This window comes from Methylomonas sp. ZR1, assembly GCF_013141865.1.
Taxonomy (GTDB): Bacteria; Pseudomonadota; Gammaproteobacteria; order Methylococcales; family Methylomonadaceae; genus Methylomonas.
In genome coordinates this window covers 3,534,997-3,561,963 of sequence record NZ_RCST01000001.1, presented here as the reverse complement: position 1 = coordinate 3,561,963, position 26,967 = coordinate 3,534,997, and the positions used below count along the sequence as shown (strand labels likewise).

Genomic DNA, 26,967 nt, shown 5'->3' with positions numbered 1-26,967 from the left:
CTTATCGGCATTTAGCGACTATCTTGATAAACGGTTTGCCGGAGAAGGTATCGCTGGATGGATAGCCGACGGCCCTCCGCGTCAAAATAGTTGTCACCTCAAAATAATAAAAAAAATGAAATCAACGATATGGCTGACTGGCCGGTATCAAACACAAGCGACGAATCGATTAAACCTGTTCCTGTTCGGTGTGGCGCTTAACGTCAATATCTTCGGTAGCGCGGTGGCCGATAACGCGCCGGATATCGAAGCTTTTTCCATCAACGAACTGATGCAAATGGAAGTGTCCTCGGCGTCCAGAAAGTCGCAGACCGTATCCGATACCGCGGCCGCGGCGTTCGTGATCAGTCAGGAAGATATTCGCCGTTCCGGTGCCACCAGTATCCCCGATGCACTGCGCCTGGCGCCCGGTCTTGAGGTAGCGCAAATCAACGCCAGTGTCTGGGCAGTTACCGCGCGCGGCTTCAATGGCCGTTACGCCAATAAATTGCTGGTACTGATGGACGGCCGCAGTGTTTATACTCCCTTATTTTCCGGGGTATTTTGGGATTTGCAGGATACCTTGATGGAAGACATCGAGCGTATCGAGGTGATACGCGGGCCGGGCGCGGTGATGTGGGGCGCGAACGCGGTAAACGGTGTCATCAATATCATTACCAAGAAAGCCAAGGACACCCAAGGCAATCTGTTGGTGGCCGGCGGCGGCAACCAGGAGCGCGGCTTCGCCGGTTACCGCCACGGTGGTCGTACTGGCGACGACGGCAGTTACCGGGTGTATGCCAAAACCTTCGAGCGCGATACTTTTGTTAATGCGGCCGGAGAAAGGCTGCACGACGACTGGCGCTCGGTGCAGGGCGGTTTTCGTATCGATGACCGGATCTCCAACGACAGCCGTTACACAGTACAAGGCGACGTTTACCGCAAGACCATAGGCAACACCGTGGTGCCGCAAACGGTTCTGCCGCCGTTCAACCGCGAATTCAATTTCGACGACCATGCCGACGGCGCTAACCTGCTGGCGCGTTGGGAAGGTAATTTCAGCGACGGTTCTGAATTCATGCTGCAAGGCTATTACGACCGGGTCGCTTTCAGTGCCGCAGCGTTGTCCGACAGTCAGGACATGGTGGACATCGATTTTCAGCATCGCCTGCATCCCAATGCCGACCACGATTTGATGTGGGGCGCCAGTTACCGATTCATTCACAGTACCACGGTCAACACTTCGGCTATCGCCTTCACACCCAACAGCTTGGGTTACCACAACGGCAGTGTGTTCGTACAAGACGACATCACGTTGATCGACAACACCTTGCGCCTGACGCTGGGTACCAAGTTGGAAGAAAGCCATTTCGGTAACACGCAAGTGCAGCCCAACGCCCGTTTAATGTGGACGCCGGACCAAGTGCATTCGGTATGGGCTTCGGTTTCCAGGGCGTCGCGCACCCCGGCGCGCGGCGAAGCGCAGGCCAATGTGGGGCTGGGTGGGGTCCCTACCGGTTTGCCGGCGCCTTTTGATCAGATCCAGGTCATCGCGCAGCCCGACCCCAAGCTACGCGCAGAAAAAATCTTTGCCGCCGAAATCGGTTACCGCACCCAGTGGACCGAAAAATTCTCCACCGACATTACCGCCTTCAGCAATCATTATTCCGACTTGGTGATGTTCCGCCGCGGCGAGTTGGTGGGGCTGACCCAGTCTTTGATTTGGAGTAACGCCCAGCAAGACTTCACCACACGCGGCATCGAGATTGCCAGCGAATGGCATGTGTTGGATTGGATGCGCTTCAGCGGCAATTACAGCCACCTGAAAATGGAAATCCCCCAGGACCCGCTCAATCCGGATATCGCCGGTCTGAGTCCTCGCCATCGCGGCTCTTTGCGCTGGCAGATGGATTTGCCGGAAAAAATCAAGTTGGACTTTACCCTAAGGCATGTCGGCCGCTTGCATTCCAACAGCCAGGCCGTACCGGCCTATACCACCTTCGACGCCAGACTGGCTTACGAACCCTATAACGGCGTGGAGTTTGCCGTTATCGCCCAAAACCTGTTCTCGCCCAGCCATCCGGAATATAAAGACTCATCCGCACTGTCCTTGCCGAGTAGCGCGGTGGAAGTCCCGCGCTCGATCTACGGCAAACTCAGCTGGCGCTTTTGATTTTTCAACCCGTAAAGAGTATCGACCATGCGTAAGCTCTGGAAAAAATTGCCCTGGATTATTGCCGGGATTGTGTTGATTGTCGGCCTCTTGAAGCCGCCTTTATTGCCTTGGCTGTTGTTAGTATTAACCGTGCTCGCGTGTTTGTTCCTGCCGCGCCGCGGGCTGATCGGCCCGGTCGAATTACCGGCCGACGATGCGTTTTTACCCAGCGAACAAGTGCAGTGGTGGTATTGGACCGGGCATTTATTCACCGACGACGGCCGCCGCTTCGGCTTTGAAATCGTGTTTTTCTCGTTCGACAGTTTGGTGATTTTTCGCGATCAGCTGGTGCAGGCGGCGGTGACCGATGTGAATGGTCAACGTTTCTCGTTTGAAGAGTTCGTCGAATTCCATTTGCCCAAGCGTATTCCCAACGGCTTTAACCTGACTTCCGGCACCGACAATAAAGTGACGGCGGTTGGCGGCGACGGCCATGACCGATTGCACGCGCAAGTCGGCGACTATGTGCTGGATCTGGAATTGAAAGCCACGCAGGCTCCGGCTTTGCATTACGGCGGCGATCCCCATCCTTACCGTTTCGGCGGCTACACTTATTATTACTCGCGGCCGAAAATGGCGACTACCGGCACTATCAGTATCGGCGGCCAGACTTTTCAAGTCACCGGCAACAGCTGGTTCGACAGACAATACGGCGAACTCTATCAAGCCATTCTGCAGGGTTGGCAATGGTTTGCGATCGAACTGGATGACAACCGGCAAATCATGTTGTTCGACTTCAAGGGCAGCGACACGTCGGTCGAAAAATCCGGCTCGATTACCGATGCCCAAGGGCAAACCGTCACGCTGGCGGCACACGAATTTGCGGTTACCGTGCTGGGCGAATGGGTCAGTCCGAATACCGGCTGTACCTATCCTTCCGGTTGGGAAGTCGAGGTGCGCGGCGAAAAATTTACCGTGCAACCCTTGGTGCTGGACCAGGAATTACACGCGCAGCATACTTTTTGGGTGGGGCCTACATACTGGGAAGGTGCGTGCAGCGTAGCCGGTGCCGCCGCCGGAAATGCCTACGTAGAATTGAACGGTTTTTGCCGTTGCCCCGGCAGAGGCGGTTAAACTATTAAATCATTCGACATCAAGCGTAGAAACGCTAGCCGGTCCCCGACAGGACTACTGGGGTTTGCGTTTCTACTTTCACAAACTTGATTGCCGGCTTCCGCCAAACCACATCGTCGTAAAGCTACCCGGACGGTTCTTAACCAAAGCCCGATGCAAAAAGGATCTCGCATACATTCCGAAATGGCCGGACAGAAACGTTTAGCTGACGCGATGGGCGTGATGCGGGGTATTGTCAAAAACTATCTGCGCCCGCGTTTTTTCGCGCCGCAATCCAGACGCTATCTGGCGCGCCAATGGGTTTTCGCCTGTCTTTGCCTAGTGGTGCCAGGCTGGCAGGTATTGCCGGCCGCCAGCCTGTCGGAGGCGCAGATCAAAGCCGCCTATCTCTACAATTTTGCCAAATTCGTGGAATGGCCCGCCGACGTATTGCCGCCTGGTGCGGACATTTTGTTGTGTGCGGTCGGCAATAGTGTGCTGGACAGCGAGTTGCAAGCCCTGGACGGGCGCAAGGCCGGCGAACGCATTTTGCGGTTTGTCCAACATAACAATACCGATCCCGACTTGACTACTTGCCATCTGTTGTTTCTCGGCAGCTCCGAGAAATCTCACTTTGTGGTGACCTTAAAAGCACTAGGCGATGCGCCGGTGCTGACCCTATCCGACATCGACGACTTTGCCGAAAAAGGCGGCGGTATCAGCTTGCTGTTTCGCGAAAACAAGGTGGTATTTGAAGTGAATCTGGAACCGATTCGTAACGCCCGGCTGCATTTGCCCGGCCAACTGTTGAATATTGCCGCCATTGTTTACGGGAGATAGTGTGATGCGTGTGTTGCCCAATTTTGCCGACTGGTCTCTACGGCGCAAACTGGTGTCCATCATCATGTTCAGTTGTGCGGTATGCCTGTTCGTCAGTCTATCGGTGATGGTGGTTAGCTCGGTGGTGAGCCGCTATCGCAGCGTATTGCACGAATTGTCCAGTTTGGCGGACGTGTTGGCCGAAAACGGCCAAGCCGCGTTGGTGTTTGCCGATAAATCCGAAGCCAGCCGTTTGCTGGAGTCGTTGAAAGACCGGCCGGAGCTGTATGCGGCCTGGATGGTGTCTGTCGATGGCAGCGTACTCGCTTCATGGAGCCGGGGAACGGCGAATATTGATGTACCCAGTGACTTTCGCCGGCCGTTCCGTGAACTGCGCACCAACTTCTGGAGCCGGCGCGCCGAGCTATTCACGCCGGTGATCAAAAATACCGAGTTGGTCGGTTATGTGTTGTTGCAAGCCGATTTCACCGCGCAATGGAACGATCAACTGGTCGATTTGGGCAAGAGTTTGGGGGCGGCGGGGCTGGCGCTGATATTGGTTTATCTGTTGGCAATCCGCTTGCAGCGCATCATTTCCAGACCGATAGAGGAGTTGGCGACGGCCGCGCGGCTTATCGCCGAGGATAAAAATTACACTTTGCGGGTGGCGCAGCGCGACCGAGACGAGATTGGCGATTTGGTGCAGGCGTTTAATGCCATGTTGGGCGAGATCCAATTGCGCGATGAAACCCTTACCGGGCATCGGGACCGCCTGGAAGCCGAAGTGGCGCAGCGTACCGAAGAATTATTGCAAGCCAAAGACGAAGCGGAAGCCGCCTCGCGCTCCAAAGGTATGTTCCTGGCAAATATGAGTCATGAAATCCGTACACCGATGAACGCGATCATCGGCTTGTCGGATTTGGCCTTGAACAGCGATCTGTCGCCCAAGCTGCGCGATTATCTGCGGAAAATTCACACCTCATCGCTGGCCTTGCTGGGGATTACCAACGACATTCTCGATTATTCCAAGGTCGAAGCCGGCCGCATGGAATTGCAGGCCGAAGCGTTTAGTTTGGAGGATGTGCTGGAGAATGTGCTGAATCTGTTCATCGTCCGCGCCGAGGAAAAAGGCCTGGAACTGGTGCTGGAACTGGATTCCGCTTTGCCGCCGCGCTTGATTGGCGATGCGTTGCGCTTGGGGCAGATATTGAACAATCTGGTGGGCAATGCGGTGAAATTTACCGAGGCCGGGGAAATTCATATCAAAGTTTCCCAGTTGGCAAAAACCCACGGCTACTCCACTTTGAGTTTTTCGGTACGTGATACCGGTATCGGCATGTCTGCGGAGCAGCTCGAGCATTTGTTTCATGCCTTTACCCAGGCCGACGGTTCGATTACCCGCCGCTTCGGCGGCACCGGGCTGGGATTGACCATCAGCAAGCGGTTGGTGGAAATGATGGGCGGTAATTTAGCCGTGCAGAGCCAGCTTGGCGAAGGCAGTCTATTCGAGTTTACGCTGCTGCTGCCGTTTCCGTCCGAGCAGAAAGCCCGACAAATTCCCGGCCATCTGCAAAGCATGCGGGTGTTGATCGTCGACGATTTGGACATTTCCCGGCAGATGTTGCGCGATATTTTGCTGGCCTGGGGCTTTCAGGTCGAGGAAGCGGCATCCGGCGCACAAGCCTTGGAAGCGCTGCGCGCGGCCAACGACGCTGATCGGGACTTCGAATTGGTGTTGCTGGATTGGAAAATGCCCGGTCTGGATGGTGTGCAGGTCACCCGGGAGATTCGGGAGATGGTGCGCCGCACCGAAATCCGCAGCGCCCCGGTGGTGATTATGGTGACTGCCTTCAGTCGTGAGAAATTATTGAGTGCGGCCGGCGATGCGGTACCCGATGATATTTTGGTCAAGCCGGTGATGCCATCCACCTTGCTGGAAGCCTTGACGCGCTTGCAGGGCGGCAACCCCGAGCAGGGCAATGAAAAAAGCCGGCCGCTGCTGGCGGGTATGGCCGCTTCGATACGCGGGGCGCGCATTTTGTTGGTGGAAGACAACGAGGTCAACCAAATGGTAGCCAGGGAATATCTGGAAAGCTCCGGCTTGCGCGTCACCGTGGTTAACAACGGCCGGGAAGGGGTGGAGGCGGTCAGGAAAAATCGTTACGACGCGGTGCTGATGGACTTACAAATGCCGGAGATGAGCGGTATCGAAGCGACCCGGCTGATCCGCCAGGATGCGCGCTTTGCCGATTTGCCCATCATTGCCATGACGGCAGCGGTGCAGGAGCGTGAGCGCAACGATTGTTACGCCGCCGGCATGAACGATCATATCGGCAAGCCGGTGTTGCCGCAGACTTTGATGGCGGCCCTGTTGCGCTGGATAAAGCCGTCCGAACGAAGTGTGGCGGTCGAGCCGGTGCTGCCGAAACCGGAGTCTATAGTCTCCGGCTTATCGAGGGAGCTGCCTGGATTCGATATGGGGTATATTCGGATTATGATTGGCGAGGACAGCCATAAATTGCAACTTTTGTTCGAGTGCTTTCGAGATAAATTTGCCGATACCATGCAACGCCTCAGAGCGTTGCATGGCGCCGGAAAAACCGAGCAGGCGGTTGATTTGCTGCACAATTTGAAGGGCGCAGCCGGCGTGCTTGGCGCTGTAGAACTGAGCCGGGCCGCGGCGAATCTGGAGGAAGCTTTGCATGTCGGTATGCCGTTTGACGCTTGCCTCCCCGCTTGCGAGGCCAGTCTGACGGCCACCCTGAACACGATTGCCGATTTCACCGCTATGGGCGCCGTTGCCGAGCTACAGAATCAAGCCGCCGATTGGTCGGCGGCAGACGAGTTGGCCGGCCAGTTGCGCGACTTGTTGGAAGGTAGCGATTTTGTCCCCAATGACTTGATCGAGCAATTGAAGGCCGCGCTACCTTGTCCGGAAACCCGGCTACTGATAAAAAAAATAGAAAAACAGGTTGGCAATATCGATTACGGTCAGGCTAGAGTGACCTTGGCGGAGTTGTTGGCCTTGATAGCGTCACAGCGACAAAACGGAGGATAGTCATGACTACCGAGATCTCCAAGCCCTTGATTTTGATCGTAGATGATACGCCGACCAACATTCAGGTGTTGGCGGAAAATTTGATCGACGAGTATCGCATCAAGGTGGCAGTCAGCGGCGAGGCGGCGCTGGAGGCCATCGACCGGCAAGGACCGCCCGATCTGATCCTGTTGGATGTAATGATACCGGGCATGGACGGTTATGAAGTCTGCCGGCGTCTGAAAAGCGACCCGCAAACTGCGGCAATCCCGGTGATATTTGTGACGGCTATGAACGCGGCGACCAACGAAGAATACGGGCTGAATTTGGGGGCGATGGACTACATTACCAAGCCGTTTTATTTGCCGGTGGTTAAGGCGCGGATCCGCAATCATATCCGCCTGAAACGGATGACGGACATGTTGGAAGCGATGGCCTGGATGGATGGCCTCACCGGTATACCCAATCGGCGGCGCTTCGATCAGGTCTTGGAAAACGAATGGAAGCGCGCGCAGCGCAATCAGTTGCCCTTGGCTTTAGTGATGGTGGATGTCGATTATTTTAAAGCCTATAACGATTGCCACGGCCACGGCGCGGGCGACATTTGTCTGCGGCAGGTGGCCACCATATTGGCGGCTTCGGTGAGTCGCTCCGGCGATTTGGTGGCGCGTTACGGCGGGGAGGAGTTTGTGATGCTGATGCCGGAAACCGACATTGAAGGCGCGCAGCGCGTATCCGAATTGCTGTGCCGACGTGTTGAAGCGCAGCACATTTCACATACCCGCTCCAGCGTTTCGCCTTGGGTGACGATTAGCGCCGGTTTTGCGGTGGTGGTGCCGGCGCTGCAACAATTGCCGTCCGAATTACTGGACGAGGCTGATCGGCAGTTGTATTTGGCTAAAGAAAACGGTCGAAACGGCGCCCGCGGAAGCTATTCGACCGTTTAGTCCGGCCGCGTGTCCTCACCGGCCGAGCTGCGGGATTTTTTAAGCAGCCACAGCCGAAGCTTGCACCGATTGCAGGAAGTCCTGGCAGTCGGCGTTAATCAGTTCAAAGCCCATTTTCGCACTAAAGCGTTTTTCCTTGTCGGTAGGGTTTTTTCTTAAAAACCAGCCTCTATGTTCGTCGGCGCCATAGGTGATGTCGCTCATCACCATCCGCTCGGAATCGCGATTGAGTGGCAAACCCAACAACAGGTATTTTTTGCCTTTGCGGTACTCCTTTAAAAAGTCCGGAATCGCGAAACCGCCCATCAGCTCAGTGATGTAATCCACATAGTCGGCATCGGAGGCGATGTAATTGGCTTCGGGTTTTGGCGTGCCCATCGGTTTAAACAAAATCGGCAGATTTCTATCGACTTGTTCCTGCGGAATCTCAAAATATTGGCTGCCGTCGTAATGATAAATTTTGAAGCGAAAGGCGGTAGCGACGATGCGGGCTACGCCGACAATCAAGGTGTGTTCTTCGTCGGCATAACTGTCTTGCAATTGGGTATCCCGATTAATGTCGATCACATACTTGGGCCGCCATTCTTTCAGCCAGTCGTGCATTGATGCGCGGGTGTATTGAATTTGTCCGTAGGTTTTGTCAAGAAACTGCGATACATAGTTGCGGCCGCGCTTCAGTTCCTGGTTCATTGCTGCGCGCGGAAACTCGTACATCAGTTTCGGCGCCATCGGTTTACCGCCGTTCATCGCCAAAATCAGGCTGTCGCTGTCGGCGGGCATCGGCTCTTGCGTCAGTTTGCTTTTGGCGTCGAACACCGCTCCCGGCCCCAGATAGGGAATGACTTGGTTATCGTACAAACCGCTTAGAATTTCGGAAAATACCGTATTTGACATGGTTGGCCCCAGCTAAATGAAAAGTAATGCTTAGCCGAAGCAAAATTCAATCCACTTTAGCAGGATGGGCCACCAAGCCCCAATGAACCTGAGATGTGGCCCGAGTGGTCAGTCGGAGATTAAGGTAACAACCGTACGAATTGGCGGTGATTTGTCGTAAGCCCGACAATTGCCACTGTTACCGGGGTAGTGCGTTAATGCCAGCCGCCATACTGAGTGGTAGGATCGCCGCGAAAACCGGCTGTGGTTTTGTTGGCATCCGGCACATGGGCGGTACTTTCCGCGGCTTGCACCATATTGTTATGGGTATAACCGCCCATGGCCTTGGCGTGTTTGGCAATGGCTGTGGTCGTGGGGTTGATGTCGTATTTGCTGGCGTCGGGATGGATCACCACGCTGATTAATTGCGCGTCTTTCGGCGCGTTGGGGGCGGGCGTGTAACTGAGAACGACCGGAAGCTCGGTGCCGGCGGGTACTTGAATTTCATAGCGCTGGCTATTGTTGAGCTCGGTACTGGCAAGCGTTTTTCCGGTTTCGGACAGTAAGCAGACGGTGCCGGTTTTGAGCGGTCCGGCGTTGTCGCTGACTGCACCGAGCAATGATGTGGTTCGCAGGGTTTGTTTGACCGCGGCTTTGCCTGAAGTGCTTGATTTTGCTTGGTCCTGGCCGCAACCGGACATTATCGGCAGGCTGAGGCAGGCGATCAGGGTAAGTGTGAATGTGGTCGGGTTTTTCATCGGTATCTCCGTCGGCGTTAGTTAAAGATACCCGCTAAACCGGCCACCGACAAGTGGGCTTTACGCGCCATCAATCGACATTGGGCGCTTATATAGCAGTTGAATAAAGCCGCTAAGGCCGTTATAGTTGCCCCACTTTTATACTTGTAAATCAATGCTATGCCATCATTCGACATCGTTTCAGAACTCGACAGCCACGAAGTAACCAACGCACTGGACCAAGCCAATAAAGAAGTCTCCACCCGGTTTGATTTTAAAGGCTCCAATGCCTGTTTCGAGCAGCAGGAAGACAGCATCCTGATGAAAGCCGAATCGACCTTTCAACTGCAACAAATGTTGCCGATTTTGTATGCCAAAATGGGTAAACGCGGCATCGATATTTCCAGTTTGGAAAGCGGCAAGATTCAGGATACCGGCAAAACCGCTCAGCAATCCATCACCTTGAAGCAGGGTGTGGGTAGCGATCTGGCGAAAAAAATCGTCAAGCTGATCAAGGATAAAAAGCTCAAAGTGCAGGCCGCGATCAATGGCGATAAGGTGCGCGTGACCGGTAAAAAGCGCGACGATTTGCAGGAAGTCATTCAAATGTTGCGCACGGAAGATTTGGAGCAGCCTTTGCAATTCAATAACTTTCGGGATTAGTCCTCACCATTACGCCGACGAGCTTATTCGGCGTTGCAGCTATGGTCTCGCGGGTGTGGATTCCTCAGGGAGTTTTCAGTTAAATTCTCTCGGTTGGCACAAGGCGTCCGGTAAGCTAATGATGTTGGTTGACGGACGCTGAGCAACATAAATTTGGTCGGGACTTGGTTAAAGCTATCGGGGGAGAGCGATATGAAAACGGTAATGATTGGTCAAAAAGTACCGCCCCTATCGGTTTCCGACTGGGTGCAGGGACAGTCTGTCAATTTCGAACAATTGCTTGGACAAGTCGTGTTGGTGGCGGTGTTTCAAGTCAACTGCCCAGGCTGTTTCTTGTCATGTCTGCCGCAGGTGTTGGCGTTAAAACAACGTTATGCCGAGCGCGGTTTGACCGTACTGGGGCTGGCCACCGCCTTTGAAGACTTCGATAAAAATAATCTGCAAAATCTAAAGCGTTTGGTTGAGACCGGTGAGGTGATCGGCGAAACCTTGAGGGTTTTAACGGAGCGAGGACTGCTACAGGACGGCAAGTTGCCGTATCGTATTGATTTTCCGGTAGCCATGGATAGATTGACCAAGCGCGAATTCGGCAGTATCGAAAGCGAAATTGACGCTTTTATCAGCCAACGCTTGAGCGATTTGGAACAAGACATCGGCTTACGCCAACCGCATGTGCGAGCGCAGGTAAAACAATATTTACAAACCCTGGATTATCATGCCGAAACCTTCGAGTTTTTCCAGTTACAGGGTACCCCATCTTATATTCTGGTTGATAGAGCAGGCTTGCTGGTCCAATGCAGGTTTGGCGCGTATCCCGATCTGGAAACCGATATTCTCAAGCTGTTGTAGTTCCCGTTCCGGCTTCGTAGGACCGTGCTAGCGGCGAATGCCGCACCCGCTTTCGCAAGGGGCTTTAGACGAAGCAGTTACAAGGCTGGCGACTGCTTGTGACGAAATCTTAAGGCGACATCCGTGTCTATTGTTAACGTTTTTTTAGCTGGCCCGACACGCCGTTTTAGGCAGCGTTAAGCCGGGGTGTAGCAATACCGTATTAAGCGATTGTTTTGCGACGCAAACCCATCAGGCCAGCCAATGCCGAGCCAAATAACCAAACCGCACCGGGAACAGGCACTGCGGTAGTTCCGCCTTCAATAAACGGTGTAAATACCAGACTTTGTGATGACTGTTTTTTCTCGATCAATGCAGAATCACCCACATTGAAAGCTTCGGCGGTCAAGTCGTTTTGAATCCTGACACGCACATCCGCGTTACCCCATGCGACAGGCGTATCCAGTGTTGCGGCAGCCGACCAAGTGCTTAGCGGGCAGCCGGACGATGTGGCGCATGAGTCTGTCAACGGACCGGCGGAAAAGTTGGTCGCGATATGATCCACGCCATTCCACAGATTGGTTAAACGCAATTGACCGGAAGCATCGACCGAAGGTGCCAGGGTGACGCTACCGGAGCGATTGACCAGGCGGTAATCACCGTTTTCCACCAGGCTTACGCTGCTTAAACTTAGATCCGCATCGGGTCTAATATCGAACTGCACATTGCTGTTGGCGAAGACCGTGCCCTGAGTACCGGTTGCTTGGGCTTTAAAATTTAACGGCGAGAATAAAACGCTCTTGCCGTCGCCCGATAAAGTCGGCGCGCCAAACAAGCCCAGATTCGTATCGTCATAGATGGCAGTAAAGCCGTTGCCGTCCAACGAAATTAATGCCGCCGAGGCATGCCCGCTTAACATTGAAATAACCCCGGCGCTTGCCAGGAACAAAGTCTTGATTTTCATAGGATCTCTAAATAATTCATGAATAGACAAGGTAACGAGCCGCCACAATAGCTTTACCTATCGGCTTATCGAAGCGGGTTAAAGTTTGCTGGCCGCATTATGTTTGGGGTTTGTCTAATGCGTTGCCGCGTCCATTGCCAGCTACCTGCTACCCGTCTTTGGTCGAGATAAGCTCGAATAAAAACAAAGTTATAGGCTTCTTCCTGTGAGTTCTGTCTCAGCGACCTGGCAGAGTTCCGGTCGGTGCGCAATCGTACGAATTGTCTAAGTCAAAACAGTTACCGGTCCGTGAAGGTTTGAAGAAATGTATTACAAAGGTATTCTGCCCATTGATGGATGGCGGTACTGAAAGCCTGAGGCTGGCCTTTGTTTCACTGATACAAAACCGCTTCAGCGACGGAACATAATGCCAACCTATACCTAACAATTCAGGTCATGGTATGGTTGCGCGACCTTTTTATCCTTGTCGCTTTTTCAGGAAACGCCCATGACCGAACCCTTGCTGATTGCCAAATCCCAGACTGCCGAACTTTGTCTGCTACCGAGCATGGCTAACCGCCACGGCTTGATCGCCGGCGCGACCGGCACCGGCAAAACCATCACCCTGCAAACCCTGGCCGAGGCGTTTTCGCAAATCGGCGTGCCGGTATTCATGGCGGATGTGAAGGGCGATTTATCCGGCATCAGCAGGACGGGGGGCGGCAATGCCAAAGTCGAGGCGCGGCTGGCCGAGCTGGGGTTAGCCGCTGACTATGCGGCGATGCCGACGCTGTTCTGGGACGTGTTGGGAAAAAAAGGCCATCCCTTGCGCTCGACGGTGTCGGAAATGGGACCGCTGTTGCTGGCGCGGATGCTGGATTTGAACGAGGTGCAAAGCGGCGTCCTCACCGCAGCCTTTAAAATTGCCGACGACAACGGTTGGCTGCTGCTGGATTTGAAAGACCTGCGGGCTTTGCTGCAATACGCCTCCGAGAATGCCTCCGAGTTGTCCGGCGAATACGGCAGTATCTCGGCGGCCAGCGTCGGCGCCATTCAGCGCGGCTTATTGCAACTGGAACACGAAGGCGGCGAGGATCTGTTTGGCGAGCCTGCGTTGGATTTTAACGACTTTCTGCAAACCGACGGCGGCCGGGGCGTGATCAATATTCTGGCGGCTGACACGCTCTATAACTCGCCGCGCGTCTACGCCACCTTGCTGTTGTGGTTGTTGTCCGAGTTATTCGAGAATCTGCCGGAAGCCGGCGATCTGGACAAGCCTAAATTGGTATTTTTCTTCGACGAAGCGCATTTGCTGTTCAACGACGCCCCGGCCGCGTTGCTGCAAAAAATCGAACAAGTGGTGCGTTTGATTCGTTCCAAGGGCGTGGGCGTGTATTTTGTCAGTCAAAACCCGCTGGATATTCCGGACGTGATTCTCGGTCAACTTGGCAACCGTGTGCAACACGCCTTGCGGGCGTTTACCCCGCGCGATCAAAAAGCCGTGAAAGCGGCGGCGGAAACCTTTAGAGCCAATCCGGACGTGGATGTCGAAACGGCTATCACCGAACTGGGTGTGGGCGAAGCCTTGGTATCCTTTCTGGATGAAAAAGGTACGCCTTTGCCGGTGCAGCGGGCGATGATCAAGCCGCCAAGCTCCCATGTCGGTGCGGTCAGCGAGGCCGAGCGGCAGGAATCGATCAATACTTCCGTCATCGCCGGCCATTACGAAAAACAGGTAGATCGCGAATCGGCCTACGAAATTCTGAAAGGCCGCGCGGAAAAAGTCGCGCCGCCCGAATCTGCCAGCGACAGCGGCGATTCCGGATCCGGTTTCAATTGGGGTGAAGTTTTATTGGGCGGCGTCGGTGCCGCCACCAAATCCCGGCGCGGCCGCAGCAGCGGGCAAAGCGTACTCGAAGCCGCCGCGAAAAGTGCCGCCCGCAGTATCGGTCAGGAAGTGGGTAAGCAAATCATTCGCGGCGTGTTGGGATCGTTATTGGGTGGTCGGCGCTAAGGCCCAAAACATTGCTGACATAACGCTGTCAGGAGGGCTGTTTTAGGATGACGGCTCTTTTAACCACAACGAGGACAACATCATGATCAACAACGTCGCAACCTGGTTTGAATTACCCGTCGTCGATATGCCGCGCGCGCAGGGTTTTTACCGCAGCATTTTGAATGCGTCTTTCAAGGAAGAAGAAATGAGCGGCTATGAAATGGCGATTTTCGACGCTGAAGAAGGCGCGGTTAGCGGTATGTTGATATTGGGTGAACACTATCAACCCAGCGCAACCGGCGCGGTGGTGTATTTCAACGGCGGTGCCGATTTGAACGAGCCGTTGGCCAAGGTGGAAGCAAACGGCGGCAGCGTGTTGATGCCGAAAACCCCCATCCACGACGGCGAATGTGGTTACTTTGCGATGCTACTCGACAGCGAAGGTAACCGGGTTGGCCTGTATTCCCAAGCTTAACGGCAATTAAAACAGCGGGCAGTCTCAATCCTAACTGCCCGTTCTGCCAATGCGCCGCGCTGATCGTCTATTTCAAATCGTCCAAATCCTGCGTAACCGAAGGCTGGTTACCGCCAAGGCGCTCGCCGAACGTCTGGAAGTATCCGAGCGCACCATCTATCGAGACATCCAGGTGTTAAGCCTGTCCGGCATTCCTATCGAAGGCGAGGCCGGCGTCGGCTATATGCTGCGTCATAGTCTGGATATACCGCCCATTATGTTCAGTGCCGCCGAACTGGAAGCCTTGGTTATCGGCGCACGGATGGTGAAAACCTGGGCCGGCAAGGAGCTGGGGCATTCCGCGCAGTCGGTGCTGGACAAGGTAACGGCAGTGGTGCCGGCCGAATTGCGCGAGCAACTGGAGCGCAGCAAATTATTCGCGCTACGTTTTTCGCCGCGCGAAGATTTGGATGTGACCATGGATATTTGCCGCAAGGCGCTGGACGGTAAGCGCTTGCTGTGCATGGATTACCGCCGTGCCGACGGCACATTCAGCCAGCGGCGTATCAGGCCGCTGGGCCTGTATTTTTGGGGCAACGTCTGGACCTTGGTGGGTTGGTGCGAACTGCGCGGCGACTTTCGTAATTTTCGGCTGGACCGTATCTCGCGGGCGCTGGTGCTGGACGAAGTGTTTACCGACGACGCCGGGCAAACCTTACAGGATTTTATTCGGCGGATGCAGTGTGTGCCACAGTGATGTTACTGGTCAGCATTACATGAGCAGTTGATGTTAATAACAGATTTTCTGCAGTTAAATCGATAAATGGCTATATTATTTAGCGAATAATGCTGTCTAATTGCGAGATTTCTGCATGTTAATTGAATTTTCCGTCAGTAACTTTCGATCCTTCCGTGAGAAGCAGACCTTTTCGATGGTTGCTGCGCCTAGATTGCGGAAACGTGAGAATCTGATCAAACCGGTAGTCAAAGGTGAGAAACTGCCGGACTTATTGAAGGTGGCGGCTATTTATGGACCCAATGCTTCAGGGAAAAGTAACTTAATTAAGGCGCTAGATCTTGTTCGTGATGTTTCTTCTCGCCAGCCAACTGCTCATCCGATGCCTCTTCCTGTTGTTCCTTTTCGGTTTGATCCCGCATTAATCGATAAACCAACAAAAATTGATTTGCACTTTATTTGTTTTGAGCGGCGCTATCAATTTGAGTTGGCATTAACTCAACAGCGCATTGTTGAAGAACGCCTGATTATGTTTCCCGAAGGCAAAGAAACCCTTTTATACGAAAGAAAGCATGAAGCTGGGGGTGATATTTATCGATTCGGCGCGGCGTTAGAAGGTGGAACGGATTTGCATGAGCTATGGAGGAAAGCTACTGGCCCCCAGACATTGTTTATTTCCCAAGCCGTTGCCAATAGTAGCGAAGAATTAAAGCAACTTAGAATGCCATTTTTATGGTTTCAGGGGGGATTGGCAGTCTTCTTTACCCACAGTTCAACGGCTTTGGCCCAAATTACACAACAACGAGCCGAAACAGATAGTGAATTCGCAACAGCTCTATCTTCATTTCTGCGAGAAGTCGATGTTCCAATCACGGCTATTCGTTTTGATGGGTTTGAATCGGATGTCGCTAATTTTCCGCGTACTTTGTTAAACCCACCGCAGGATGGAAACCAAACAAAAACGATATTAACTCACCGAACGGCATTAGGCGATGCTGAATTTGATTTTGAGGAAGAGTCCGACGGGACAAAAAATTTGATAGGTTTCTGGACGCCGTGGCAATTTCTCACCCGCTTTTCGAAACAGGGATTAGCGTTAATTGTTGATGAGCTTGATACGAGTTTGCACCCTGAGATTGTCGCATCTCTGGTAACGAGACATCTGCATGCCGAATCTCCAGGGCAACTGATATTTACCACTCATGACACTCACGTGATGGATGCCAAATTACTTCGTCGCGACCAATTCTGGCTAACCGAGCGAGATGCCAACGGCGCAACCCAACTCCGATCCATCCACGATTTTGAGGGTAGGGAAGGCGAGGATCTGGAAAAGCGCTATTACGAAGGCCGCTACCGTGCTCTGCCGATAATTCGCCGAAGTTAAAATGTCTCGTAACGCCGCGTCTTTTAATCGGAGCAAGCCGCGTTTCAAACCGCAACCGACTGTCTTGGTGATTTGCGAAGACAGCAAATCGGGCAAGTGCTATTTGGAAGATGCCAGTGGGTATTTTCGGGTAAAGGTACAAGTCGAAATCTGCCATTGCGGTAAAACCGACCCCTTGAGCATTGTCAATGAAGCGATTGGCAGAAAAGGCAAGTTCGACCGGGTGTTTTGCGTGATAGACCGCGATACCCACGCCAACTTCGAAAAAGCGTTGGACGCAGCGAAAAGCCAGGCAAAGATCGAGGCGATTGTTTCCTATCCCTGTTTTGAGTTTTGGTTGTTGCTGCATTTTGGATACAGCCGAAAGCCGCATTCGCCTGACTCTTTGCTCAAGGACTTGCGCGCTTGTCCCGATTTCTTGGATTATGACAAAGGCAGTGATCGAAATATTTTCCGGAGCCTGGAAAGCCGGCTTCCTGAAGCCAGACACTTCGCGCCAAAAGCCTTAACCGAGGCACTCGATAGTGGCGAAATGAATCCGAGCACTCGCCTGCATGAATTGCTGGCGTATTTCGAAGAATTATCTCAACCACAAAAAATTCGTTAAATTCAACTTATCTCAATATCCCATGACAACAATCAACATCCAACAAATGATGGCCGACAGCGGCGTGGCGTTCGGCACCAGTGGCGCGCGCGGTCTGGTTAGTCAGATGACCGGCGAAGTCTGCGCCGCTTATACACTGGCGTTTATCCAAGCTTTAAATTTGGCGCGGCCCGGCCAGAAAATTGCGTTGGGCATGGATCTCAGGCCATCCAGTCCGGACATCGCCCAGGCTTGCGTGGCCGGCATTCGCCAGGCGGGTTGCGAAGTGGAATTTTGCGGGGTGTTGCCGACGCCTGCGCTGGCCTTGTATGCGTTGGCGAACGGGCTGCCGGCGATCATGGTCACCGGTAGTCATATTCCGTTTGATCGTAATGGCATCAAGTTTTATCGGGCCGATGGCGAGATCAGCAAAGCCGACGAAGCGGCGATGACCGGTGCGACGGTGGATGTGCAAAACGTTTCCGCCGAATTGCCGGCCGTGAATCCAGCCGCGTTGACGCAATTTCAGCAACGTTACACTCGCTTGTTTGGAAAGGATTTGTTAAACGGCTGGCGAGTTGGCGTTTACGAGCATTCCAGCGCGGCTCGCGACCTGTTGAAGGAGATCTTGGCCGAATTGGGCGCCGAAGTCGTCGGATTGGAACGCACCGATACCTTCGTACCTATCGACACCGAAGCCGTCGGCGAGGCGGATCGGCAACGCGGCCGCAACTGGGCCGCCGAATACAAATTGGATGCTTTGATCTCCACCGACGGCGACGGCGACCGTCCCTTGATCGGCGACGAGACCGGCGAATGGCTGCGCGGCGACATTGTCGGTTTGCTGTGCGCCAAGTTTCTGGGCGCCGACACGGTGGTGACGCCGGTGAGCTGTAATACCGCCATCGAAGCGTCCGGTTGGTTCAAGCAGGTAATCCGCACCCGGATCGGTTCGCCTTATGTGATTGCCGGCATGGAAGAGGTGCAAAGCGGTGGCGTGGCAGGCTTCGAGGCCAACGGTGGCTTCCTGGCCGGTAAAGGCTTGTCCGTGAATGGTAAAGCCCTGGCGCCACTGCCGACTCGCGATTCGCTGCTGCCGGCGCTGGCTTTGTTAGCCATGGCGCGTTCCCAAGGTTTGAAACTGTCGGCGCTGTTGCAAGGCTTACCGCAACGCTACACCGCCAGTGACCGCATCCAGGCGTTTCCGGTCGCCAATAGTCGGGCCTTGCTGGACCGATTGCAAGCCGATGAGACCGCTTATCGCGGGCTATGGGGCGACACGCTTGGGGCTCCGGTTAATCGCGATACGACGGACGGCCTGCGCTTGACCTTCGCCAACGGCGAGATCGTGCATCTGCGTCCCTCCGGCAATGCGCCGGAATTGCGTTGCTACGCCGAGGCCGACGCTATGGCGCGCGCGGAAGAGTTGGTGGCTTCGACGTTAAAACGGATTGCCGGCTAGCGGTTAATCCGCCGTTAAGTTTCCTTGTAGTATTGTCTAATCTCGATAACAACGAAGTACGAGGGTAACACCATGCAACATAAAGCGATTTTATTCAGTTCTTTAGTCTTGGTTTCCGGCGCCGCGTTTGCGCAGTCGGCGGTATTGGAAGGCGTGGCCAAACAAGCGGCGAAAGATACCGCGACAGCCGTTGCCCCAGGCGCTGTGCAGCGTGCGGAGCAGGCCGACGAAGCATTGCAGCGTGCCCAGGAAGTCAAGCAAGGCGCGGAAAATGCACCGGGCCAGTTGAAAAGCCAGGCCCAAGAAGCCGTTAAAGACGCTGCCCAACAAAAACTGGAACAAGCTGTGCCGTCCGAGGTTAAGCAAGGCGCCGAAACCCTGAAGGCTGGTAAGGAAACGGCAAAACAGTTGAAAGGTAAGGTCGACGCGGCGCCCAAATCAACCGGCGAAGCGGTCAAAGCCGCGAAAGGCAAAGCCAAACAAAAAGCCGCGGCAAAAGCGCTGGATTTGTTGAACTAATCGACAGCAAAACGGGCGGCGGCTATTCGCCGCCCGTTCTAAATATCGCCAAGACCAGAGCTTGGCGAATACATCACTAGCGAATCACTTCCCGATTTTTCAACGCAACGTAGATGTCATCGACGCTGTATTGATCGCAATCGAAACTTAGATCGGCCACAGCCGGTTTTTCGTCCAGGCACAGGCATAATAAACCAGCGTTTTTGATCGCGGTAGCCAGCGCATCGTTCGCTTGTTCCAATACCGTGGTGGCGTGGCCGGTATCAAACAGTTTGCGTTCCAGCTGATAAGCTGCTTGTTGGGCATTGGCGCCGCTCAAGGCGATGATGCTGGCGGTTTGGCTGAAGCGTATCGCCCGCTCTGCCGCGGACACCGGCGACCAGTCTTCCGCGCTGGCGTCGCCGGTGATCATGCCGGCGCCGACCGTGACGTTGGTCAAGCGGTCTATGACGATGAAGGAGCCGGTAGTTTTGTTGCGTTTATACGGATCGAACACCACTGGCGCATTGACCGCAACGGTGCAGGAGCCGATTTCGTTGAGTTTCAACTCCATGGCATCGTGGTGTTCCAGCGTGTTAACGTCGATACGGTGGTGAATCATCGACACCGAGCCGGACACACTGCGCGTTGCCAGTTTGATGACGTACTGCCGGCCGGGTACCATGGCTTGCTCGGTCATCCAGACGATAGTGGCTTTGAATTTGTCGGCGATGCTGGGCGCGGCTTGTTGCTGGCCCAGGATGATGTCGCCGCGGCTAACGTCTATTTCATCTTCAAGTGTCAACGTGACCGCCATGGCCGCAAACGCTTCGTCCAACTCGCCATCGAAGGTGACGATGGATTTGATCTTGCTGGTTTTGCCGGACGGCAGCGCAGTAATGGCATCGCCTTTATGAAATACGCCGGATGCGACGGTGCCGCAAAAGCCGCGGAAATCCAGGTTGGGGCGGTTGACGTATTGCACCGGGAAACGGGCGTCGGCGAAGTTGTGGTCGCTGGCGATTTCTATGCTATTCAGCAACTCCATCATCGGCATGCCGGTGAACCAGGGCATGTTGGCGCTGGGGTTGACTACGTTATCGCCGTCCAATGCAGACATCGGAATGAAATGCACGTCGTGTAGATCCAGTGATTTGATGAACGCCAGATAATCGTCCTGAATCTTGCGGAAGGTTTCTTCGCTGTAACCGACCAGGTCCATCTTGTTGATAGCGACGATAATATGTTTCAAACCCAGTAAGGAGGCGATGAAGCTATGGCGCTTGGTTTGGGTTTGCACGCCGTAGCGGGCGTCGATCAAAATCACCGCCAAATCGCAAGTCGAAGCGCCGGTGGCCATGTTGCGGGTGTATTGCTCGTGGCCCGGGGTGTCGGCGATGATGAATTTGCGCGTCGAAGTGGAGAAATAACGATAGGCCACGTCGATGGTGATGCCTTGCTCGCGCTCGGCTTGCAAGCCGTCGACCAGCAAGGCCAAGTCAATCTTGCCGGCGCCGGTGGTGCCGGACTTGACGCTGTCGGCCTGCACGGCGGCCAACTGGTCTTCGTAAATCATTTTCGAGTCGTGCAACAAGCGGCCGATCAAGGTGCTTTTGCCGTCGTCGACGTTACCGCAGGTTAAAAACCGCAGTAATTCCTTGCGTTCGTGTTGCGCCAGATAGGCGTTGATGTCGGTGCTGATGAGGTCGGATTGGTGGGACATGGGGTTCCTAAATGCCTTATTTGTAATAAAAGGTGCCGCGCTGTTAAAGCGCTTACTTGCAATGTTGTTTTAATAATTCGGCTAGTTCGTCACGACTCAATTGCCGGGTTGCTACACTGATCACCCACTCGTAGAGCTGGGGATTGTCCATGGCCGGCTGCTTGCGATTGGCCGTCAGAAAAACCAGCATACAGGCCGCAGCGACTCGCTTGTTACCGTCCAGAAACGGATGGTTATTGGCCAGCGAATAGCAGTATTGAGCGGCGGTTTGAAAAATGTCGCCGCTGTAGTGCCAGGTTTGCCGGGCTGCGCCTAGCGCCGATTCCAGCAAGGCTTCATCTCTGATGCCCAGTGTGCCGCCGAAGTGTTCTATCTGTTGCCGATGTATCGTCAATGCCAAGGTTTTCGAGATAAAAAACAGTTCGGGCATTTTACTGCGCTAATTTGGCAAAGGCATCGGCATATTGATCCATCATTTGTTGATGAATCTTTAAGGCCTCTTCATCATTAATTACTGTATCGGGTAACGATTGCTGTTGTTTTTGTTCCAAAAACAAGACGAAATCCAATACCTCGGCTTGCAGACGGGGCTCCAGTCTCACAAGGTGTTCTTGTATTTCTTCATGTAATTGCATGAGTCACCTGTAAAAAGACTTATCGACACCACTGCTTTTCGCAGGGAACACCGTCATTGTTGCCATCCATTTTGGTGTCAGGGCAGTTATTGATGAAGTATGTCGCCTCTTCGCACGATCTCATTTGCGAACAATAGACGCGCCCATCGCAAACGAAGTTTTGGGCATTGCGTTCTGCGGAGCCGGCTGCTGGATTGTTAGGCTCTGGTTTCGGGGCACTTTCGGAAAGGCCTTTAACTTTGTCGGTTAGTTTTGAGGAAAGCGGCTGTTCTGCTTTCATTTCCGCAAGCGGTTTTAAATCCGGTGTCTTGCGATCCGCTTTGTGATCGCAAGCGGTATCGGAATAGACTACATGACCTTTAGCATCGGTACATTTATAAACACCGGCCAAGCTTTCCGCGGAGTTAAACAGGATAAACAAGCACAAGAATTTCTTCACTATTCGTGTTTCCTCATTCGCTAACCGTGCCAGCGTTTAGAAGTAACCTTCACGTTTCTTCTGTTCCATAGATCCAGCCTGGTCATGGTCGATCAAGCGCCCTTGGCGCTCGGAGGTAGTAGTCAACAACATTTCCTGGATGATTTCCGGCAAGGTGGTGGCGGTGGATTCAACCGCGCCGGTCAAGGGGTAGCAACCCAAGGTGCGGAAACGCACCATTTTCATTTCGACTTTGTCGTTGGGGCCAATCGGCATTCTGTCGTCGTCGACCATAATCAGCATGCCGTCTTTTTCGACCACTGGCCGTTCTTTGGCAAAATACAGCGGCACGATGGGGATGTTTTCCAAGTGAATGTATTGCCAGATGTCCAGCTCGGTCCAGTTGGATAGCGGGAACACGCGGATGGACTCGCCTTTATCGACTTTGCCGTTATAAATGTTCCAGAGTTCCGGGCGTTGGTTTTTCGGGTCCCAACGGTGGTTTTTATCGCGGAATGAATAGACACGTTCCTTGGCCCGGGATTTTTCCTCGTCGCGGCGCGCACCGCCGAAGGCCGCGTCGAACTGGTATTTGTTCAAGGCTTGTTTCAGCGCATCGGTTTTCATCACGTCGGTATGTTTTTTACTGCCGTGCGTGAACGGGCCTATGCCCTGGGCGACGCCTTCTTCGTTGATATGCACGATTAAATCCCAACCCAGATCTTTCGCCATGTTGTTACGAAACTCGATCATTTCCCGGAATTTCCAGGTGGTATCGACATGCAATAAGGGGAAGGGCGGTTTGCCGGGGAAGAATGCCTTGCGGGTCAGATGCAGCATGACCGCGGAGTCCTTGCCGATGGAATACAGCATGACCGGCTTTTCAAATTCCGCCGCCACTTCGCGAATGATATGGATGCTTTCTGCTTCGAGCTGTTTCAGATGGGTTAATTTATAATCGGTCATCAATTATCCGGGGCGCACGGCCATGTTTGCTGTGGAGTGTAAGCCCGCTATTTTAAAGGCAAACCCCCATCGACGCTATCGGCAAAGCTTATGAGACAGATACACGGACTGGAAAAACTGGCCGGGCAGCAGTCCGGTCGGCTCAATGCGCCAAAACTGGCCGACCTATTACTGATGGATTTGCGCCAGTGCCTTTGCAGTATTTACGGCACTATCGGCGATGACGACAAGGTGTTGTTGGCGGAGCTGGCGCTGTTGCCGGAAAGCCTTGAATACGAAATGTTCGATCAGCGCATTGATTTCATCGTCGCCGGGCCGATACTGCGCAACGACTGCGTACCGTTAATTTATCGCCTGCAGGGCGAGCAGTTTGCGCTCAGCGGCCGCTGCTCGATGATCGCTCGGGTGTGCGGTGTGGATTTGTATCTACAGCGCAGTTATACCGGCGTGATTGGCGATGTCGCCAGGCAAAAGTTCTCCATATCGTTACCGCCGCTACTGAAAATGCGGTAGTGCTTCCCCTTGGGCGTTGACTGCTGCGATAGCACATCCGAAAACCCTTATAGCCGGCTATTCGCCCAGCGCACGATGTCCGGTGCGCTCAAGGCGCCGGACTGTCTGGCCAACTCTTGGCCGCTCTTAAATAAAATCAGCGTCGGAATGCTGCGAATATTGTGTCGGGCGCTGAGCTGTTGCTCGGCTTCGGTGTCGACTTTGCCCAAACGCACGCGCGGTTCCAACGCTTGCGCTGCTTGGGCAAAAGCCGGCGCCATCATTTTGCAGGGGCCGCACCAATCCGCCCAGAAATCCACCAGCAGCGGAATGTCGTTTCGCACTAAATGAGTTTCAAAACTTTTCGCAGTCAGCGCCAACGGATGGCTGCTGAATAAGGCTTGATGGCATTGCCCGCATTTTGGATTTTGCGACAAACGGGTGGCCGGTAAGCGGTTGACAGCCAGGCAATCTGGGCAGACTAAATGTAGGGATTCACTCATATGGTGTTCTCGAAATATAGGTTTCGGCGAATCTATTCGCCCCTAAAAATTAACCAACTATCGCCACAAACCGCCGATGCGCCAACGAACTGGCCGAACAACCACCCGGTTACCGAAACTCGGAGCGATGAACGGTTCGTGCCAAAGCGTTTGCGGCCGGCTGGGGCTTAAGGCTTGCAGGCGGCGTACCCGTTCAGCGGTGGGCGGATGAGTGCGCAGCCAAGAAGGCTCCGGATTGCCCCAGCCCGGTAGCAGTATCGACTTCCAGCCGCCACTGACTCGTTCGATATGCGCCAAGGCTGTCGCCAAACCCAAGGGGTCGCCGGTCAGCGCCGCCGCATTCAGGTCGGCATCGTATTCGCGGATGCGTGATAAGCCCAGCTGCATCAATAAGGCCACATGCGGCGAAAACAACAGCAGCAACAAACCCGGCCAATTGATTTGAAAACTGATCTCACCGAACAGCAGCAAAGGGATGGACAGCAACAAAAACAACTGTCCGGTGGCGGCGAATAAAGCGGTAATCCGGCTAATCGCATCGGCCAAGCCCATCACCCGCAAATCGTTATTGGCAATATGCGCCATTTCGTGCGCCAACACGCCGGCCAGTTCCCGCGAGTTAAGTTGTTTGAATAAACCGTCGGTCAACGCAATGGCCGATTGTTGGCGGCTGCCGACCGCAAAGGCATTGATAAGCGGGCTGGGAATGTAATACGGCGCCGGAACGCTCGGCAGTTCGGCGCGTTCGGTCAGTACCTGCAGCATTTGCCACAGCGCCGGCGCTTCTTGCGGATGGATAGGCCTCGCCCGGTAAAGACTTAGCGTCAAGCGCCAGGCTGCCGCCGGTTCGAAGATCAGCGCAATCGCGCCGGTCGCCAACGCAATCCAGATACCTTCTTCGCCGAACAACAGGCTGCCGGCCAAGGTGCAGATTACCAGTAGCGCCAACATTAAAAGTAATGTCTGCAGGCGGTTGAGCCAACTGTGGCGATGCCATTCGATAGTTTGCATGGTTACTCCAGGCCTGCCCGGCGTAATCGGCGGCGTAAGTCGTCAATTTCTTCTTGCATGTCCGCGACCAGTGCCGCTAGCTCAGGCAAGGCTTCGAAATTGCGTTCCAGGCTAACGATACGCCGCACCCGCACCAAGTGGGCGCTGGAAAAACGCCATTCGCTTTGCTGTTGCGGCAGCGGATTGAGCCAGCCTTCTTCTATATGCCGGGTAATCCATTCCGGTTCTACTGCGCAGATGGCCGCCAGTTGCTGCAAAGTCAGGCCGCTGTCTTCCAGAACGGCGTCGATCAAGTTCTCGGCTGATGACATGCTTTAGCTCCTGTGGTTTGTGCGCGGGTCGAAAGCCAGTTCGCGCGCCATGGTTTCGTAAAGTGCTTTAGCTTTGGCCGTGTTGGCCGGCGGCAATACCACCTGAATATCCAACAGCAAATCGCCGGGTGTCGTGCTGGGTATGCCCTTGCCGCGCAGCCGCAGTTGCTGGCCGCTTTGCGTGCCTTCCGGGATACGCACTTTCAGGCCGGTATCGAATAAATTCACTGGCACCATCGCGCCAAGCGCCGCTTCCCAAGGTGTGACCGGCAAGCTCATATGCAGATTGCTGCCGTCCACCCGTAAACGCGGATGCGGATTGAAATGCACCTCCAGCAGTAAGTCGCCAGATTTGCCGTTGCCCATGCCCGGCGCGCCCTGGCCGGCTAAGCGGATAATCTGTCCCTCGTACACGCCCTTGGGGATTTTCACATTCAAGGTGCGGGTGTCCAACACTACATGGCCGCCGGCATCCATGCGCGGCACGCGCAAGCTGATTTGCCGGGCCGCGCCGTTAAAAGCGTCGGCTATATCCAGCAGCACTTTGGCGTGGTGATCTTCGCCTTGGGCATGAAAGCCGGCTTGGCCCTCAAAGGGTCCGCCGCGAGCTCGGCCGGCGCCCATCTTGCCGAATAATTCGCTGAAAAAGTCGCCGAAATCGGCAGTGTCGGTGCTGGAAAACTCGAAGCCGGCATCCCAATTGGGCGGGGGATGGAACTCCTGGCCGGGCCGATAACCGCGTCCGAGTTGGTCGTAAGCTGCGCGTTTTTCCGTATCAGAGAGCACCGCGTAGGCTTCGTTGATCTCTTTCATGTGCGACTCGGCATCCGCTTCCTTGGAAATGTCCGGATGATATTTGCGCGCCAGTTTGCGGTAGGCTTTTTTGATGTCCGCAAGCACCGCGTCGCGATTGACGCCGAGAATTTGATAATAGTCTTTGTATTGCACGTCATGCCTCCTGTGACCGACGTTGACCAAGCTAAATCTAACTGCCGCCCGGCTCTAATTTACCGCAGACATACTGTTCTGGCGGAACTTGTCGAAGCCCACGGTGGGCTGCCTTCCGACGAACTCTAGGCGAACGCTGCTTAAGGCCCGAGTTGATAACGGTTTTATAGCGGATTGCCTGGAGTGCGACAATCTTAAATAAAACCCGTCAAGTGAATATGCCTGAAAAATGGTGGTGCGCTCTTGCAAAAACAAGAGGCTTTGCCCTGCGGTTATTTTTTGGAATAACTTGAAATCGTTGATTTCAAACCCATCTTAATGACAATTATTTTATCGATTTGATAAGATATAACTTCTTGGGGGTGACATGGCTTCGACGTGGGTAGCAAAACCTCAGGTGCATGCCGAGCACAGTACAGCTCGTAAAACCTACTGAAAACAAGTATTCGCAAACGACGAAAACTACTCAGTGGCCTTAGCAGCTTAAAACCTGCACCACTTCTCTGACCAGATGTACTTATGCGTCTGGAGTCTCCTTCGGGGGGCGCTCAGGGATCATATTACATAAGATCGCGCCAGGGCTTAGTTCGGAGCCTAAAGCGCTAAATCCAATCGAAATCGCTGTTGATCCTCTTGGCCCGACGGGTAGTCAACAGTTAAATCAAAAGCGCGGGATAAGCATGTAGAGCTTGTGGCGGAGTGCTTGCGGACGGGGGTTCAATTCCCCCCACCTCCACCAAGAAAATC

Annotated in this window: 27 protein-coding genes and 1 other RNA gene; 16 read left to right on the top strand and 12 right to left on the bottom strand. The window is 54.1% G+C overall.

Annotated elements, in window-relative coordinates:
• Positions 1 to 115: 115 nt before the first annotated feature.
• The 5 genes from DDY07_RS16115 to DDY07_RS16095 all read left to right on the top strand — a co-directional run bounded on the left by DDY07_RS16115 (position 116) and on the right by DDY07_RS16095 (position 8,050).
• A complete protein-coding gene (locus tag DDY07_RS16115; RefSeq protein WP_253734509.1) occupies positions 116 to 2,152 on the top strand; it encodes a TonB-dependent siderophore receptor in 2,037 nt (678 codons plus the stop codon).
• Positions 2,153 to 2,179: 27 nt separating this feature from the next.
• Positions 2,180 to 3,268 (top strand): lipocalin family protein, encoded by a 1,089-nt coding sequence (locus DDY07_RS16110; RefSeq protein WP_171696601.1) that lies wholly within the window; start codon positions 2,180 to 2,182, stop codon positions 3,266 to 3,268.
• Between the two features lie 153 nt (positions 3,269 to 3,421).
• Positions 3,422 to 4,087, top strand: coding sequence for a YfiR family protein (locus DDY07_RS16105; protein ID WP_253734507.1), 666 nt, complete (start codon positions 3,422 to 3,424; stop codon positions 4,085 to 4,087).
• A 4-nt stretch (positions 4,088 to 4,091) separates the two neighbouring features.
• Positions 4,092 to 7,124 carry a response regulator gene (locus DDY07_RS16100; RefSeq protein WP_171696600.1) on the top strand — a complete coding sequence of 1,011 codons (3,033 nt, stop codon included), beginning with the start codon at positions 4,092 to 4,094 and terminating at the stop codon, positions 7,122 to 7,124.
• Between the two features lie 2 nt (positions 7,125 to 7,126).
• A complete protein-coding gene (locus DDY07_RS16095; protein WP_171696599.1) occupies positions 7,127 to 8,050 on the top strand; it encodes a diguanylate cyclase in 924 nt (307 codons plus the stop codon).
• 39 nt (positions 8,051 to 8,089) lie between these two features.
• On the opposite strand, the gene DDY07_RS16090 is transcribed toward DDY07_RS16095, so the two are convergent.
• Together DDY07_RS16090 and DDY07_RS16085 are read right to left on the bottom strand one after the other, a co-directional pair.
• Positions 8,090 to 8,944 carry an SIR2 family protein gene (locus DDY07_RS16090; RefSeq protein ID WP_033156019.1) on the bottom strand — a complete coding sequence of 285 codons (855 nt, stop codon included), beginning with the start codon at positions 8,942 to 8,944 and terminating at the stop codon, positions 8,090 to 8,092.
• Between the two features lie 194 nt (positions 8,945 to 9,138).
• The gene (locus DDY07_RS16085; RefSeq protein WP_171696598.1) at positions 9,139 to 9,681 is read right to left on the bottom strand and encodes a hypothetical protein; all 543 of its coding nucleotides are present in this window, start codon (positions 9,679 to 9,681) and stop codon (positions 9,139 to 9,141) included.
• Between the two features lie 159 nt (positions 9,682 to 9,840).
• On the opposite strand from DDY07_RS16085, the gene DDY07_RS16080 reads away from it, so the two are divergent.
• Positions 9,841 to 10,323: a YajQ family cyclic di-GMP-binding protein gene (locus DDY07_RS16080; protein WP_171696597.1), complete on the top strand. Its 483-nt coding sequence runs from the start codon at positions 9,841 to 9,843 to the stop codon at positions 10,321 to 10,323.
• Positions 10,324 to 10,515: 192 nt separating this feature from the next.
• The gene (locus DDY07_RS16075; RefSeq protein ID WP_171696596.1) at positions 10,516 to 11,172 is read left to right on the top strand and encodes a redoxin domain-containing protein; all 657 of its coding nucleotides are present in this window, start codon (positions 10,516 to 10,518) and stop codon (positions 11,170 to 11,172) included.
• A gap of 202 nt (positions 11,173 to 11,374) precedes the next feature.
• On the opposite strand, the gene DDY07_RS23890 is transcribed toward DDY07_RS16075, so the two are convergent.
• Entirely contained in the window at positions 11,375 to 12,115 is a 741-nt protein-coding gene (locus tag DDY07_RS23890) for a hypothetical protein (protein WP_033156025.1), read from the bottom strand.
• 487 nt (positions 12,116 to 12,602) lie between these two features.
• Between DDY07_RS23890 and DDY07_RS16065 the strand changes: the two genes are divergently transcribed.
• The 7 genes from DDY07_RS16065 (at position 12,603) to DDY07_RS16035 (ending at position 19,234) form a co-directional block, all read left to right on the top strand.
• The gene (locus DDY07_RS16065) at positions 12,603 to 14,108 is read left to right on the top strand and encodes a helicase HerA-like domain-containing protein (RefSeq protein ID WP_171696595.1); all 1,506 of its coding nucleotides are present in this window, start codon (positions 12,603 to 12,605) and stop codon (positions 14,106 to 14,108) included.
• A gap of 82 nt (positions 14,109 to 14,190) precedes the next feature.
• Positions 14,191 to 14,565 (top strand): VOC family protein, encoded by a 375-nt coding sequence (locus tag DDY07_RS16060; protein ID WP_171696594.1) that lies wholly within the window; start codon positions 14,191 to 14,193, stop codon positions 14,563 to 14,565.
• A 49-nt stretch (positions 14,566 to 14,614) separates the two neighbouring features.
• Positions 14,615 to 15,301 (top strand): YafY family protein, encoded by a 687-nt coding sequence (locus tag DDY07_RS16055; protein WP_171696593.1) that lies wholly within the window; start codon positions 14,615 to 14,617, stop codon positions 15,299 to 15,301.
• Positions 15,302 to 15,416: 115 nt separating this feature from the next.
• Positions 15,417 to 16,667: an ATP/GTP-binding protein gene (locus DDY07_RS16050; RefSeq protein WP_171696592.1), complete on the top strand. Its 1,251-nt coding sequence runs from the start codon at positions 15,417 to 15,419 to the stop codon at positions 16,665 to 16,667.
• 1 nt (position 16,668) lies between these two features.
• Positions 16,669 to 17,274 (top strand): RloB family protein, encoded by a 606-nt coding sequence (locus tag DDY07_RS16045; RefSeq protein WP_171696591.1) that lies wholly within the window; start codon positions 16,669 to 16,671, stop codon positions 17,272 to 17,274.
• 22 nt (positions 17,275 to 17,296) lie between these two features.
• A complete protein-coding gene (locus DDY07_RS16040) occupies positions 17,297 to 18,715 on the top strand; it encodes a phosphomannomutase (protein WP_171696590.1) in 1,419 nt (472 codons plus the stop codon).
• A gap of 72 nt (positions 18,716 to 18,787) precedes the next feature.
• Complete coding sequence (locus tag DDY07_RS16035; RefSeq protein WP_171696589.1) at positions 18,788 to 19,234, top strand: hypothetical protein; 447 nt, start codon at positions 18,788 to 18,790, stop codon at positions 19,232 to 19,234.
• A gap of 76 nt (positions 19,235 to 19,310) precedes the next feature.
• On the opposite strand, the gene cysN is transcribed toward DDY07_RS16035, so the two are convergent.
• The 5 genes from cysN to cysD are packed head-to-tail and all read right to left on the bottom strand — an operon-like array spanning position 19,311 to position 22,955.
• On the bottom strand, positions 19,311 to 20,936 hold the full coding sequence (gene cysN / locus DDY07_RS16030; protein WP_171696588.1) for a sulfate adenylyltransferase subunit CysN: 1,626 nt from the start codon (positions 20,934 to 20,936) through the stop codon (positions 19,311 to 19,313).
• 52 nt (positions 20,937 to 20,988) lie between these two features.
• Complete coding sequence (locus tag DDY07_RS16025) at positions 20,989 to 21,366, bottom strand: type II toxin-antitoxin system death-on-curing family toxin (RefSeq protein ID WP_171696587.1); 378 nt, start codon at positions 21,364 to 21,366, stop codon at positions 20,989 to 20,991.
• A gap of 1 nt (position 21,367) precedes the next feature.
• The gene (locus tag DDY07_RS16020; RefSeq protein ID WP_171696586.1) at positions 21,368 to 21,571 is read right to left on the bottom strand and encodes a hypothetical protein; all 204 of its coding nucleotides are present in this window, start codon (positions 21,569 to 21,571) and stop codon (positions 21,368 to 21,370) included.
• A gap of 19 nt (positions 21,572 to 21,590) precedes the next feature.
• Complete coding sequence (locus DDY07_RS16015) at positions 21,591 to 22,010, bottom strand: DUF4124 domain-containing protein (protein ID WP_171696585.1); 420 nt, start codon at positions 22,008 to 22,010, stop codon at positions 21,591 to 21,593.
• A 36-nt stretch (positions 22,011 to 22,046) separates the two neighbouring features.
• Complete coding sequence (gene cysD, locus DDY07_RS16010; protein ID WP_171696584.1) at positions 22,047 to 22,955, bottom strand: sulfate adenylyltransferase subunit CysD; 909 nt, start codon at positions 22,953 to 22,955, stop codon at positions 22,047 to 22,049.
• Positions 22,956 to 23,045: 90 nt separating this feature from the next.
• Here cysD and DDY07_RS16005 point away from each other — a divergent pair, with 90 nt between their 5' ends.
• Positions 23,046 to 23,468, top strand: coding sequence for a hypothetical protein (locus DDY07_RS16005; protein WP_171696583.1), 423 nt, complete (start codon positions 23,046 to 23,048; stop codon positions 23,466 to 23,468).
• Positions 23,469 to 23,515: 47 nt separating this feature from the next.
• On the opposite strand, the gene trxC is transcribed toward DDY07_RS16005, so the two are convergent.
• The 4 genes from trxC to DDY07_RS15985 are packed head-to-tail and all read right to left on the bottom strand — an operon-like array spanning position 23,516 to position 26,220.
• A complete protein-coding gene (gene trxC / locus DDY07_RS16000) occupies positions 23,516 to 23,950 on the bottom strand; it encodes a thioredoxin TrxC (protein ID WP_171696582.1) in 435 nt (144 codons plus the stop codon).
• A 57-nt stretch (positions 23,951 to 24,007) separates the two neighbouring features.
• Positions 24,008 to 24,961 carry a zinc metalloprotease HtpX gene (locus DDY07_RS15995; RefSeq protein ID WP_171696581.1) on the bottom strand — a complete coding sequence of 318 codons (954 nt, stop codon included), beginning with the start codon at positions 24,959 to 24,961 and terminating at the stop codon, positions 24,008 to 24,010.
• Between the two features lie 2 nt (positions 24,962 to 24,963).
• Positions 24,964 to 25,272: a chaperone modulator CbpM gene (locus tag DDY07_RS15990; protein WP_171696580.1), complete on the bottom strand. Its 309-nt coding sequence runs from the start codon at positions 25,270 to 25,272 to the stop codon at positions 24,964 to 24,966.
• A 3-nt stretch (positions 25,273 to 25,275) separates the two neighbouring features.
• Positions 25,276 to 26,220, bottom strand: a complete 945-nt coding sequence (locus DDY07_RS15985) for a DnaJ C-terminal domain-containing protein (RefSeq protein WP_171696579.1) — start codon at positions 26,218 to 26,220, stop codon at positions 25,276 to 25,278.
• A 358-nt stretch (positions 26,221 to 26,578) separates the two neighbouring features.
• On the opposite strand from DDY07_RS15985, the gene ssrA reads away from it, so the two are divergent.
• Positions 26,579 to 26,959: a transfer-messenger RNA gene (ssrA, locus tag DDY07_RS15980) on the top strand.
• Positions 26,960 to 26,967 lie beyond the last annotated feature (8 nt).

What these genes read in the sequence shown, in the direction of transcription:
- DDY07_RS16115 (WP_253734509.1), top strand. Translation starts at nt 116, where the DNA reads ATGAAATCAACGATATGGCTGACTGGCCGGTATCAAACACAAGCGACG.
- DDY07_RS16110 (WP_171696601.1), top strand. Translation starts at nt 2,180, where the DNA reads ATGCGTAAGCTCTGGAAAAAATTGCCCTGGATTATTGCCGGGATTGTG.
- DDY07_RS16105 (WP_253734507.1), top strand. Translation starts at nt 3,422, where the DNA reads ATGCAAAAAGGATCTCGCATACATTCCGAAATGGCCGGACAGAAACGT.
- DDY07_RS16100 (WP_171696600.1), top strand. Translation starts at nt 4,092, where the DNA reads ATGCGTGTGTTGCCCAATTTTGCCGACTGGTCTCTACGGCGCAAACTG.
- DDY07_RS16095 (WP_171696599.1), top strand. Translation starts at nt 7,127, where the DNA reads ATGACTACCGAGATCTCCAAGCCCTTGATTTTGATCGTAGATGATACG.
- DDY07_RS16090 (WP_033156019.1), bottom strand. Translation starts at nt 8,944, where the DNA reads ATGTCAAATACGGTATTTTCCGAAATTCTAAGCGGTTTGTACGATAAC.
- DDY07_RS16085 (WP_171696598.1), bottom strand. Translation starts at nt 9,681, where the DNA reads ATGAAAAACCCGACCACATTCACACTTACCCTGATCGCCTGCCTCAGC.
- DDY07_RS16080 (WP_171696597.1), top strand. Translation starts at nt 9,841, where the DNA reads ATGCCATCATTCGACATCGTTTCAGAACTCGACAGCCACGAAGTAACC.
- DDY07_RS16075 (WP_171696596.1), top strand. Translation starts at nt 10,516, where the DNA reads ATGAAAACGGTAATGATTGGTCAAAAAGTACCGCCCCTATCGGTTTCC.
- DDY07_RS23890 (WP_033156025.1), bottom strand. Translation starts at nt 12,115, where the DNA reads ATGAAAATCAAGACTTTGTTCCTGGCAAGCGCCGGGGTTATTTCAATG.
- DDY07_RS16065 (WP_171696595.1), top strand. Translation starts at nt 12,603, where the DNA reads ATGACCGAACCCTTGCTGATTGCCAAATCCCAGACTGCCGAACTTTGT.
- DDY07_RS16060 (WP_171696594.1), top strand. Translation starts at nt 14,191, where the DNA reads ATGATCAACAACGTCGCAACCTGGTTTGAATTACCCGTCGTCGATATG.
- DDY07_RS16055 (WP_171696593.1), top strand. Translation starts at nt 14,615, where the DNA reads ATGCGCCGCGCTGATCGTCTATTTCAAATCGTCCAAATCCTGCGTAAC.
- DDY07_RS16050 (WP_171696592.1), top strand. Translation starts at nt 15,417, where the DNA reads ATGTTAATTGAATTTTCCGTCAGTAACTTTCGATCCTTCCGTGAGAAG.
- DDY07_RS16045 (WP_171696591.1), top strand. Translation starts at nt 16,669, where the DNA reads ATGTCTCGTAACGCCGCGTCTTTTAATCGGAGCAAGCCGCGTTTCAAA.
- DDY07_RS16040 (WP_171696590.1), top strand. Translation starts at nt 17,297, where the DNA reads ATGACAACAATCAACATCCAACAAATGATGGCCGACAGCGGCGTGGCG.
- DDY07_RS16035 (WP_171696589.1), top strand. Translation starts at nt 18,788, where the DNA reads ATGCAACATAAAGCGATTTTATTCAGTTCTTTAGTCTTGGTTTCCGGC.
- cysN (WP_171696588.1), bottom strand. Translation starts at nt 20,936, where the DNA reads ATGTCCCACCAATCCGACCTCATCAGCACCGACATCAACGCCTATCTG.
- DDY07_RS16025 (WP_171696587.1), bottom strand. Translation starts at nt 21,366, where the DNA reads ATGCCCGAACTGTTTTTTATCTCGAAAACCTTGGCATTGACGATACAT.
- DDY07_RS16020 (WP_171696586.1), bottom strand. Translation starts at nt 21,571, where the DNA reads ATGCAATTACATGAAGAAATACAAGAACACCTTGTGAGACTGGAGCCC.
- cysD (WP_171696584.1), bottom strand. Translation starts at nt 22,955, where the DNA reads ATGACCGATTATAAATTAACCCATCTGAAACAGCTCGAAGCAGAAAGC.
- DDY07_RS16005 (WP_171696583.1), top strand. Translation starts at nt 23,046, where the DNA reads ATGAGACAGATACACGGACTGGAAAAACTGGCCGGGCAGCAGTCCGGT.
- trxC (WP_171696582.1), bottom strand. Translation starts at nt 23,950, where the DNA reads ATGAGTGAATCCCTACATTTAGTCTGCCCAGATTGCCTGGCTGTCAAC.
- DDY07_RS15995 (WP_171696581.1), bottom strand. Translation starts at nt 24,961, where the DNA reads ATGCAAACTATCGAATGGCATCGCCACAGTTGGCTCAACCGCCTGCAG.
- DDY07_RS15990 (WP_171696580.1), bottom strand. Translation starts at nt 25,272, where the DNA reads ATGTCATCAGCCGAGAACTTGATCGACGCCGTTCTGGAAGACAGCGGC.